Genomic DNA, 11,800 nt, shown 5'->3' on the forward strand with positions numbered 1-11,800 from the left:
AAATAAATGAAAGTGTCATGAAGAAAAATGTTTTTCGATATATAGCTTGCGGTCTGGCCGCTTTGACAATGCTGGGTTCTTGCTCGCTCAATGAGCAGAACTTCACAGAGGTAGAGAAAGATGAATATGTGAATAGTGCAAAAGAGGCCGAGAAAGTTTTGCTGGGCGTCTATCGCAGTATGACTGATGAGGGACTTTATCGGTATCATCTTTCGTTGCTTTTCACCCTTCCTACCGATTTGGCAAAGTGTGAAGGCTCTAGTACAAACGGATTCCGTCTGGTGCCGGCTAATGCGTATACCAGTACTCAGGACGAAGTGAGGGCCACCTGGAAATCGCTGTATGCGGCTATCTATAATGCCAATGATTTCTTGGAAAACCTGTCGAGCAAGGTCGATACCTATAATGATGTCGACAAGAAGTTGGCCACAGTCTATATGGCTGAGGCGCGATGTCTGCGTGCTTTGTATTATTTTGAACTGTTACGTTGGTATGGACATATCACGCTGACGACGAAGACCAGTGCTTCACAAGATAGTCCGGAGACTTTTGAACAGACTGCCCCTGACAGTGTATTTCGTTTCATAGAGGCTGATTTGAAATACGCTATACGGAATTTACCGTATTCCGGTGATGATAAGTTGCGTTCGGACAATTCTTTCCGCGTATCTAAGGGGGCGGCTTTAGGACTTCTGACGAAGGTGTATGCTACGTGGGCTGGGTATCCTGTACGCGATGAAAGTAAATGGGAGGCGGCTGCTAAAACGGCTAAAGTGTTGATAGAGTCGGGTAAGCATCGCCTGCTAGACGACTATGAACAACTTTGGAGAAATACTTGTAATGGTAAGTGGGATGCGGCGGAAAGCCTTATAGAGGTGTCGTTCTATTCACCTTCGATTGTAGGACGCGAAACGGAGGATGCAAGTGGACGTATTGGTAAATGGAATGGAGTGTCGGCAAGTGGTATCAAGGGTATTCGTAATGCCGGCAACTGGCGTGTCATCCCTACATTCTTGAACTCATGGCCTAATCATGCCAATGATAAAAGATGGGCAGTCTCTTTTGCCGACTATCGTTATACAGCCAAGGGTAGGCAGGCTTTGTCTAACCAGGGCAGTCTCGAAGAGTCGTTTGCTGAGGATGCAAAAGACGAGTTGAAGCGTTCTTATGCCAATAATATTTGTCCGGCTAAGTGGGATACAGAGAAGTATATAGAGGAAAGCAACTATCTGGTGGATGCCAATCTGTCGAATGTGAATTGGTATGTATTGCGCTATGCCGATGTATTGTTGCTTTATGCCGAGGCTCTGAATGAATGGCATAAGCGTCCTACGGCTGAGGCTTATACCGCGATAAATATGGTACGTCGGCGCGGTTATGGGTTACCTGTAGCTAGCCCAAGTAGTGTCTGCGACTTGTCGGAAATGGATTATAGCTCTTTCCAACAGGCTGTTCGCAATGAGCGTGCCTACGAACTGGCGTTCGAAGGGCAGCGCCGGCAGGATTTGGTGCGTTGGGGTATATACTATCAGGCTATCAAGAAGACGGAGCAAGACCTCGTTAATTGGTACAGTGAGGGTGCTACCTATTATATCTGTTCGGAGTTTACACAAGAAGGTAAGCACGAGTTACTGCCTATTCCACAGCGCGATTTGGACTTGTTGCCTAAGTATCAGCAGAATCCGATGTGGAAGTAGCATCTCTGTCGGCGTACTCCGATGGCAGACAATTGAAGCGAGATTTAAAACTTGCGGTGAAGTAGGAGGGTGTGTTGAATCCCGTCATATACGCGATTTCACTGATGCTGTATCTCCTACTTTGCAGCAGTTCGCAAGCTTTCTTGAACTTGACACGCTTGATAAATTCGTTGGTAGATTCACCGGTAAGGGCTTTCATCTTGAGATGAAGATTCGATCTGCTCATCAGTATCTCACGGGCAAATTTCTCTGTGGAGAATTCTGTGTCGGTGAGATGCTTCTCCACTATCTCCAGAGCCTTCTTCAGAAAGTCTTGGTCTAGTGAATTGATGGCTATCTTTTGTGGCTGAACGGTAATTTCGCCCTTGTAATATTCGATGGCCAATCTGCGAGTACGAAGTATATTATGAATCTTACTTTTCAGAATCGACATGGAAAAAGGTTTGGCCATGTAGTCGTCGGCGCCTTGCGTAAGTCCTTCCAGCTGTTCGTTTTGTTCGGTTTTTGCCGATAAGATGATGACTGGAATATGACAAGTCTCTATCGACAGTTTCACCTGCTTGCAGAATTCCAGACCGTCCATAATCGGCATCATGACGTCGGTGATGATGAGCTGTGGCTGTTCTGTCTTTAATAAATTGATGGCCTCTTGTCCATTCTCTGCCGTCAAAATGCGGTATTCCGATGCCAGTGAAGTCTGAATATAGTCTCGGATGTCTTTATTGTCTTCTACTATCAAGATGGTTTCTGTATCTTCAGGGGTAGGTGTTGGAAGTGGAAGAGTAGTGGCAGCTTTCTCTGTTTCTTGATAATCCTCTGCCCGATAAGGTAGCAGAATCGTGAAACGACTTCCTTCTCCCAGCTTACTTTCTACATTGATAGTACCATGATGTAGTATGCAGAGATGCTTGACGAGTGAAAGTCCGATTCCAGTCCCGGTATGATTTTTATCAGCCTGATAGAATCGTTCAAATATTTTCTCCTGATGTTCAGGCGCGATTCCTTCACCAGTGTCTGCTACCGAAATACACATATAACCGTCTTGTACACAGCCTGACAGGCAAATATTTTGTCCACGCTTGGTGTGTTTAAAAGCGTTTGAAAGCAGATTGTTCACGATTATATCAATGAAATTGGGGTCGCAACATACGTTTTCGGGCATGTCTTCTACGTTGATTTGGTAGTCTATACCTAGTTTAGTGGCTTTTTTCTCAAAGGCTTCATACAGTTTTGTCAACAGACTGGACATAGAGATGGGTTTTACTTTCAATTGAAAGTTGCCCGTTTCTGCTTTTCGGTAGTCTAGTAATTGGTTCACCAAGTGCAATAGTCGGTTGGTGTTGGTGTGTATTAGTTGTAATTGGTGTTGTTGCCATTGGTCGTTGACCTGCTCCTGTAATTCTTCTAAGGGAGATGTTATCAAGGTTAGCGGCGTGCGTAGTTCGTGCGAGATGTCGATAAAAAACTTATGTTTCATCTCATTGATTTCGCTGATTCGCTTCTTGTCGGCCCGTTCTTGGGCCAACTGCATCTCCATTTTCTTTTTTGCTAGGAGATAACGAAATACCATGATTGCTGCCAAAGCAATAAAAGCAATGGTTAAAAGTCTAAACCACCATGTATGATACCAATGGGGTAAGACCTTGATTTGGAGTATGTTTTCTTCTTGTCCCCATATACCATCATTGTTGGCAGCTTTGATGAGTAGGCGGTAGGTGCCGTGGGGCAGGTTCGAGTAGGATGCTATGCGGCTCTTGTTGTCTTGGTGCCACTCTGTTTCATAGCCATCTAGCTTGTAGGCGAATGTGTTGTGAGTACCTGCGATGAAGTTAGGTACAGAGAATTTCAAAGCCAGCATAGACTGGCCTGGTGACAAAGTGATATCACGTGTGTTTTCTATTTGTTGATGAAGTATGTGGGTGTTGTCGTTGGGTGTGATGGGAGTATTAAACAGATTGAGTTCTGTAAGAATGGGGCGTGGAGTATAATGGTTATTGGCAAAGTACTGTGGATTGAACTTTGTGATGCCATTCACGCTGCCGAAGTATATGTCTCCCTGTTGGCTCTGGTAGTAGGCATTGGGTAGAAACTGGTTGCTGGATATGCCGTCGGCGTTGGTGAAGTTTCTGAATTGGCGGTTTTGGGAATTCCAACAGCACAGGCCGTTGTCGGTGCTAATCCATAGATTGTTCTTCTTGTCTGCCACAATTCCGTAAACCATATTACTGGAAAGCCCATTGTCTACAGTATATTGCCTGGTGACTCCGCTAGTGAGGTCTACGCTGTAGAGTCCATGCGGAGTGCCCACCCATGCTTGTTGTGGGGTGATGGTGATGCTGTTGATGGCTATATGTCGCAGAACGTGCTTAGGGGATATGATGCTCTCTTCCCGTAACCAATTTCCTTTAGCTTCATACACTATCAGTCCGTTCTCAGCTCCGGTCCATAGTCTCTTCTTTCCATCCTGTGCGATGACTCTGATTTTGCGTTGGGGGAGTTTGTTTCCTCCGACCGTATGTATCTCAGAAAATTGGTGGGTAATGGTGTTAAAACTCCTTAGTCCGGTCAGTGTTCCTAATAGTAATGTCTGTAGGGTAGGGCCACTCATGATAGCATAAATGCTATTGTCGTCGGCATTGCCGGTCTGTGTGGCGTATACTTTTACCTGATGTGTATGCGGATTGACGATACAGAGTCCTCCTAATTGCGCTCCTACATAGATATTTCCGTCGGTAGGATGTATATATATGGACTTGATGTCGTTAGAACGCAAGCCGTCTTTTGTGGTAATGTAGTTGAAAGCATGTTGCTGATGGTCGTATATGGCAATGCCTCCATTAGTTCCTAGCCACAATCTTTGGCGCGAGTCTTGCGTTATAAAACTGGTGATATTATGATTGTTGGCGTCTATACTGCGGTTATGCCGTATCTTCGTGAAGCGGTTTTTCTGTGGATGGTAGTAATTCAAACCACCGAAATAAGTACCTACCCACATACCTTTCAGGTTGTCGCGCAATATACATCTTACAGAGTTTTGCGACAGACTGCCTTCGTCGAGAGAGTTACTGCCTATGTATTGCCATTTTCCTTGTGCGTCTATGATGTTGAGTCCATTGACCGTTCCTATCCAAAGCTGCCCTTTTCCGTCTATAGACAGGCTGCGTACGTAGTTGGAGCATAAGGGAGAATTACTTGTAGTGAAATGTGTCTCTTGCTTGTTTTGCAGGTTTATACAGAATAGGCCTCCCCCTTCAGTCCCTATCCATAGTCTGTTTTTGCGGAGAAACATATCCTGTATATGCTGTCCCTGTAATTTGGCATGAAGTGTTTTCTGTAGCTTCCTGGTCTGTGTATTGAGTGTATAGAGGCCGTCTGTCGTTGCGATATACACCGTCTGTCCGCATTGATATATGCAGGAAGTGGATGGAATGTGTAGTCTCTGTGTGAATTTCCTGTTTTGTATATCGAATAGATAGACACTGCCATTATTGTTTACAATCAGCTTTGCAGGGGCATATTGGCAAATACCGTTGATGCTCCCACTTTTCGGCGATTTGTAGTTTTCAAAACTTCCTAGCTCTTTGTTGTAGTGTGACAGTCCCGTTCCCGTTCCTATCCATAAATGGTCTGTATTGTCTATGAACAAATCTTTGATGGCGTCGTTGCCAATACTTTGTCTGTTGGTGTTCGAATGGCGGAATACTTTAAACTCGTAGCCATCGTATCGGTTGAGTCCTGCGCCCGTAGCCACCCATAGAAAACCTCTCTTATCTTGCACAATATCAAATACAGTGCTTTGTGATAACCCTTCTGCTAGTCCTATATGGTAGAAAAATAAAGGATTTGAAGCTTTTGTCCATTGCGAAAGACAAGCGAGAAATATGGTCAATAAGAGAATCTGTCTTTTCATGTACTGTTTGTTTATAAGAATTGTTGGGAATTCCTATCGTTCAGATAGAAGTTACTCAGATAATAAAGGATTTATAGTTCGTTTTGTCATCTGGCAGAAACGAGCAAAGAGGGATTCATACATCGGTTGATAACAATACCTGTATATGGCCTCTGACACCTTTTGTCCTTCAATTAAGCATATTCGGAAATTGTTGTCCGTGACACATACGACCTCTAGATAGCACCGCAAAGATAATTGTTTTTCCTCTAAAATACAAGTGGAATAGAGCATTCCTTCTGCTACTACTTGTATTTAAACGAAAACGAGGATTTCTGTAATGAAATCCTCGTTGTTTGGTGATCCGCATGGGGCTCGAACCCATGACCCCAACATTAAAAGTGTTGTGCTCTACCAGCTGAGCTAGCGGATCAAGACTTGATAGTCCTTAAAAGCGAGTGCAAAGGTAGTTAATTTTGTTGATATGAGGGAATAGAAGTGAAATTATTTACTCTCTTTTACATCATTTAACAAAGGCGGGGCGTCTTCCCCTGCTTCTTTTTCCTTTGTTACGTAGCGTTGCCAGTAAGCAATGAGCAGGGTAGTCAGAGGCAGGGCTATAATCAGGCCGATAAAGCCGAGGATAGCACCCCAGATAGAGAGTGATAGGAGTAGGATGGCAGGGTTGAGTCCCATTGCCTTGCCCATGATTTTGGGTGTCACTATCATATCGGTGATTACCTGCACCAGGCAGAATAAGCCTACGGCCAAACCGAAAATTACCCAGAAATTCTGCCCCGTATCGGCTGCTTTCAGCATGGCCAGGAAGGCCGTGGGGATAAGGGCAAAGGTGTGTAGATAGGGTACCAGGTCGAGAATCCCGATGAGAATGCCCAGACCTATGGCCATCGGAAAATCCAGAATGGTAAACCCGATACAGAACATAATACCCATGCAGAGGGCCACCATGCCTTGCCCGCGAATATAGTTGTTGAGTTCTCGCGTCACGTCTTCTCTGAGTGACTGCCAGAACGGGCGGTTCTTTTCCGGGAAGATACGAATCCAGTTGGTCGTCAGGTATTCGTAGTCCATGAGGATAAAGAACATGTAGAGCAAGGTGATGAGTGAGGCTACGATGCTAATCAGGATGCTGGCAGTCTGTCCCACTAGCGAGAAAACCTTGGGCATGGCCGTCTTCAGACTCTCTGTAAAGTCATGACTGTCGAAGAATTTCTCTATCGCTCCTTGATTTTCCTGCACCCATTGCGATATATAATTGGTGAGATTGTTGGTGTGTGCCGTCTTGTGCGCCCAGCGACTGATAAAATCTCCCAGCTTATCGAACTGCTCAATCATCGGCGGAACAATCATATAGCCCAAGAGTCCGATAACCGATAGCACCACGAGCATGGTCAGCAGAATGGCCAATGCACGCACTTTGACATGCAGTTTGTACTGGAAAAACTTGACCAGTGGATATAACAGATAGGCAAAAAGCCATGCAACGAAGAATGGCAGCAGCACACTGCTGAGGTAATTGACCATGTAGAGTATGCCCACGATGAGCAGTCCTGTGCCTGTCCATCGGATGAATTTGTCGAATGTTATCTCCTTTCTCATTCCGTGGTTATTGATGCTTCTTCCTCCAATGCCTTCTGATAGCAGTCGCGGCATAGCGGCTCATATTTCTCCTGCTCGCCCAGCATGACGCGTTTATCGCTCTTCACCAGACGATGGCTGACGTAAGCCAGTGCTCCACACTTCACACAGATGGCATGTACTTTGGTCACTTCGTCGGCAATGGCACATAGGGCCGGAATCGGCCCGAAGGGTATTCCCTGGTAGTCCATGTCCAATCCGGCCACGATGACACGCACCCCCCGGTTGGCCAGTTGGTTGCAGATGCTTACCAAACCGTCATCCAGAAATTGCGCTTCGTCTATGCCTACCACGTCTATATCTTCTGCCAGAAGCAATATCGACCCCGAAGATTCGATGGGGGTACACTTAATCGTATTCCTGTCATGGCTCACCACATCTTCTTCGGAATATCGGGTATCCAGTGCCGGTTTGAATATTTCAACCCGCTGATGAGCAAAATTTGCCCGTCTCATGCGGCGAATCAGTTCCTCGGTCTTGCCTGAGAACATGGAACCGCACACCACTTCTATACGTCCGGGACGGTGTGATTCCACTATCAAGTTGTTTGTCATATAGACGCAAAATTACGAAGACGTTTTAAAAATTGCAAAGAAATAGTTGCTTTTTTTGCAGTAATAGATTATTTAACTACATTTGTGACCAATATGGGTATATTGTACATTGTGCCTACGCCTGTAGGAAACTTGGAAGATATGACGATGCGTGCGGTCAGAATATTGAAAGAGGTCGACCTCATTCTCGCTGAAGATACACGCACGTCGGGCATTTTGTTGAAGCATTTCGACATCAAGAACCGACTCATGTCTCATCATAAGTTCAACGAACACGGCACGGCCGATGGCATTATAGAGCGGCTCAAGGCCGGTCAGAACGTGGCACTTATCAGCGATGCCGGCACGCCGGGCATCAGCGATCCCGGATTTTATCTGGCCCGAGAGGCTGCCAATGCCGGTATAGAAGTGCAGACACTGCCCGGACCGACAGCCTGTATACCGGCTATCGTGTCGTCGGGATTGCCCTGCGACCGCTTCTGTTTCGAAGGATTCCTTCCACAGAAGAAAGGGCGGCAGACTCGTCTGCTCTCGTTGCAAAGCGAGACGCGTAGCATGGTGTTCTACGAATCGCCCTATCGGCTGCTGAAAACATTGCAGCAGTTTGCCGAGTTTTTCGGCGAAGACAGGCTAGTGAGCGTGGCACGCGAGATATCTAAATTGCACGAAGAGTACGTACGTGGCTCATTAAAGGAAGTAATAGAGCATTTTACTGCCACAGAACCGCGAGGCGAAATCGTGATTGTGCTGGCAGGAACAGATGCTAAAGCAAATAAAAAAATAAAGGAATAGTCATGATGAAAAAGTTTTTTTTGTTGGCAGCAGGCGCATTTATGCTGACACTGGCGGGTTGCAAACAGGGTAAACCGCAGTCGGGTCTCGCCGATATGGCGCAAGCCGATTCCCTTCAGAGAATCATTGCCCAGAAAGACGATGAGGTGAACGATATGATGGCCACACTGAATGAGATTCAGGAGGGGTTTCGCGAAATCAACGAGGCAGAGAATAGAGTCAGCATTGTCAAGGACGGTGAGGGTGCTAACAGGTCGCAGCAGATTCGTGAGAACATCCAGTTTATCTCGCAGACCATGAAGCGCAACCGTGAACTCATTGCCAAGTTGCGCAATCAGGTGAGCCAGAGTAGCATGAAGGGTACGCAGATGCAGAGTACCATAGAGAATCTTGTGAAGCAGTTGGACGAGAAAGACCAGCAGCTACAGCAGCTCAGAGCCGAACTCGATGCAAAGGATATTCATATTTCAGAGCTTGATGAGACCATCAACAATCTCAATACAAATGTGAACAACCTGGCTTCGGAGAGCAATTCCAAGAGCCAGACTATCAGCGCTCAGGATAAGCAACTCAATACGGCATGGTATGTATTCGGTACGAAGAAGGAGCTGAAAGAGCAGCGTATTCTTGACGATGGCAAGGTGTTGCAGGCCAATTTCAACAAGAGCTACTTCACGAAGATAGATATTCGTGTAGACAATACCATCAAACTGTATAGCAAGTCGGCCAAGATTATGACCACTCATCCTTCGAGCAGCTACACGCTGACTACGGATGCCAACAAGCAATACGTGCTTCGCATCACGAATCCGCTGCTCTTCTGGAGCACCAGTAAGTATCTCGTGATTCTGGTTAAGTAAGTAGTATCAATCAGATAGTACTCCCGGTAGACCAAAGCGGTTTGCCGGGAGTTTTTGTTTTCTTTCATCCTTGATATTGGTTATATGGATAATATAGCATCGGTTTTATAGGGAAAAAGAACCCGTTTTAGTCTTGTTTCTAGGATTTTAGGAGAACAAATTATTGGTTTTCTATAGTGTGTAAACGAAATAAAAGTAGTAAATTTGTCAAATAACGTCAAGCCTCTAGGTGAAATAATGCTACTCAAGTAGTGAGATTGGCGCAAAAGACTTTATAAGTATTATGAATCGTATTGAAATTATAGGAAACACAGAACATAAGATAATCCATTCAGATGCAATAATAGCTTTGAATGATAAGATTGCGGATGAATCTATTGATTTAATCTTTGCAGACCCTCCTTACAATATAGGAAAGAATTTTGCGGGTTGTAAAGATAAATGGGAGACGGATGACGCTTATTTAGAATGGTGCTATGAATGGCTGAATCTATGTATTAAAAAACTGAAACCATCAGGCGCTTTCTATGTTATGACATCAACGCAGTTCATGCCTTATTTTGATATTTTTTTGCAGAAAAAACTTACAATATTATCTCGACTAGTATGGTCTTATGATAGTTCGGGGGTACAAGCAAAACGTTACTTTGGCTCTATGTATGAGCCTATTCTTTTTTGTGTAAAAGATAAAAAAAACTATACCTTTAATGCTGAAGATATAAAGGTAGAGGCTAAGACTGGTGCAAAGCGTAAGTTGATAGACTATAGGAAGAATCCGCCACAGCCTTACAATACAGAAAAAGTACCAGGTAATGTTTGGAACTTTGCACGAGTTAGGTATAGAATGGATGAATATGAGAATCATCCAACTCAAAAACCAATTGCTTTACTTGAAAGAATAATAAGGGCAAGTTCCAATGTGGGAGATGTTGTGCTAGATCCTTTTTCTGGTACATTTACAACTTCTTATGTGGCAAAAACTTTAGGGAGAAAGTCTATTGGGATTGAGTTGCAAGAAGAATATATTAAAATCGGACTTAGACGGTTAGAGTTGGCAACAGAATACAAAGGATTACCATTGAAGGCCTTACAAAAGGTGTATAAACCAGTAGTATCTCCGGATATTCAACAACCGTCATTGTTTTTTTGAGGTTATGGAGCATAGCTTTACACTAATTATTAAAGATATTTTATCCCGAATATACGGAAGGGACGGACTGGAGATTTACACAAAAAATCTTTTGATTCAATATATTAATGAAAAAACAAAATCTGCAAGTAAAGGTTCTAAATCTCGTTCAAGTTTTGCCAATCTTTATGCTATATATGTTATCATAGAAGATTATATAGCACATGGTTTTGATACAGATTCCATGTATAGGTATTACGAAGGAGCGCAATTTTCTCGTTTATTTCAGTGACAACGCGAACTTCCTTTTGGAAGTAAGTTGCAAAATCATGCGTTAAATAATCGGGTGAATGCAGAATTTCAAAAATACTTTCCGACAGCAGAAATAACTCCCATCTTGAGGAATTTGGAGACTAATCGTTATTGGATAAATGAAAACTTATTGATTACTAATATTAATGAAACCCAATATAATGTTGCTAAGGCTATTATTGCAATCATAGATGAATATGTAAAAATTAAGCAAGATTCATTTCTACGTTTCATCAGACAATGTGAAGAGTTGCAAACGATTGGAGATAGTGATAGAGTGGATGTCCATAATTTTATTGTAGGATTGCTTGCCCCAAATGTTGATGCTAGATTATTTGAGATAGTCAGTTACGCCATTCTAAAATATTACTATAAAGAGCAGACCATTATATGGGGATATTCTTGGAAAGATTTGAATGAAGAAACTTTGAAACTTTATAAGACTGGGAGAACAAATGCTAATGATGGTGGTATTGATTTTGTAATGAAACCTTTGGGGCGATTTTTCCAAGTCACAGAAACATTGGACTTCAAGAAATATTTTCTCGATATAGAGAAAATAGAAAAATATCCGATTACTTTTGTGGTTAAATCGCTTGATAGTGTAGAAATATTGAAAGATAAGTTATATAAAGATGCATCAAAGACTTATGTTGTGGAAGATGTTGTTCGTAAGTATGTGGAATGTATAGAAGAAATAATAAATATCTCTACACTATTACATTATTTTCAAAAAATAGAAGATGCAGGACTGATTTCCGGTGTACTCAACGAAATAATACTTCAAAGTAGGGTTGAGTTTAACTATGAGGATGAATTCTAAAAAGAGAAGTATATGGAAGTTAATATCAAGCAAGCCTTGAAAATGTTTTTCTCTAAATCATATGGAATAGATTGCTTCTTTCTTT

9 protein-coding genes and 1 tRNA gene are annotated in these 11,800 nt (G+C 43.3%); 6 read left to right on the top strand and 4 right to left on the bottom strand.

The window, feature by feature from the left end; genetic code table 11:
* Nucleotides 1-17: 17 nt before the first annotated feature.
* The gene (locus ACZ42L_RS11780; RefSeq protein WP_464706207.1) at nt 18-1,697 is read left to right on the top strand and encodes a RagB/SusD family nutrient uptake outer membrane protein; all 1,680 of its coding nucleotides are present in this window, start codon (nt 18-20) and stop codon (nt 1,695-1,697) included.
* On the opposite strand, the gene ACZ42L_RS11785 is transcribed toward ACZ42L_RS11780, so the two are convergent.
* The 4 genes from ACZ42L_RS11785 to ACZ42L_RS11800 form a co-directional block, all read right to left on the bottom strand.
* A complete protein-coding gene (locus ACZ42L_RS11785; protein ID WP_464716198.1) occupies nt 1,666-5,607 on the bottom strand; it encodes a hybrid sensor histidine kinase/response regulator transcription factor in 3,942 nt (1,313 codons plus the stop codon). The two genes, ACZ42L_RS11780 and ACZ42L_RS11785, sit on opposite strands and share 32 nt — an antisense overlap.
* Nucleotides 5,608-5,943: 336 nt before the next feature.
* Nucleotides 5,944-6,019 (bottom strand) — tRNA-Lys (locus ACZ42L_RS11790).
* 71 nt (nt 6,020-6,090) lie between these two features.
* The gene (locus ACZ42L_RS11795) at nt 6,091-7,206 is read right to left on the bottom strand and encodes an AI-2E family transporter (protein ID WP_464699467.1); all 1,116 of its coding nucleotides are present in this window, start codon (nt 7,204-7,206) and stop codon (nt 6,091-6,093) included.
* Nucleotides 7,203-7,799 (bottom strand): thymidine kinase, encoded by a 597-nt coding sequence (locus tag ACZ42L_RS11800; protein WP_464716199.1) that lies wholly within the window; start codon nt 7,797-7,799, stop codon nt 7,203-7,205. The genes ACZ42L_RS11795 and ACZ42L_RS11800 overlap by 4 nt, the downstream gene beginning before the upstream one ends.
* Nucleotides 7,800-7,892: 93 nt before the next feature.
* Here ACZ42L_RS11800 and rsmI point away from each other — a divergent pair, with 93 nt between their 5' ends.
* The 5 genes from rsmI to ACZ42L_RS11825 all read left to right on the top strand — a co-directional run bounded on the left by rsmI (nt 7,893) and on the right by ACZ42L_RS11825 (nt 11,715).
* A complete protein-coding gene (rsmI, locus tag ACZ42L_RS11805; RefSeq protein ID WP_464716200.1) occupies nt 7,893-8,591 on the top strand; it encodes a 16S rRNA (cytidine(1402)-2'-O)-methyltransferase in 699 nt (232 codons plus the stop codon).
* 5 nt (nt 8,592-8,596) lie between these two features.
* Complete coding sequence (locus ACZ42L_RS11810) at nt 8,597-9,451, top strand: Cbp1 family collagen-binding glycoprotein adhesin (RefSeq protein WP_464701709.1); 855 nt, start codon at nt 8,597-8,599, stop codon at nt 9,449-9,451.
* Between the two features lie 283 nt (nt 9,452-9,734).
* Nucleotides 9,735-10,601, top strand: a complete 867-nt coding sequence (gene yhdJ / locus ACZ42L_RS11815; RefSeq protein WP_464699471.1) for an adenine-specific DNA-methyltransferase — start codon at nt 9,735-9,737, stop codon at nt 10,599-10,601.
* Between the two features lie 4 nt (nt 10,602-10,605).
* Nucleotides 10,606-10,872, top strand: coding sequence for a hypothetical protein (locus ACZ42L_RS11820; protein ID WP_464716201.1), 267 nt, complete (start codon nt 10,606-10,608; stop codon nt 10,870-10,872).
* 54 nt (nt 10,873-10,926) lie between these two features.
* Nucleotides 10,927-11,715 carry a restriction endonuclease gene (locus ACZ42L_RS11825; protein ID WP_464716202.1) on the top strand — a complete coding sequence of 263 codons (789 nt, stop codon included), beginning with the start codon at nt 10,927-10,929 and terminating at the stop codon, nt 11,713-11,715.
* The last annotated feature ends 85 nt before the right edge of the window (nt 11,716-11,800 follow it).

The organism is Prevotella mikamonis, from assembly GCF_055381405.1.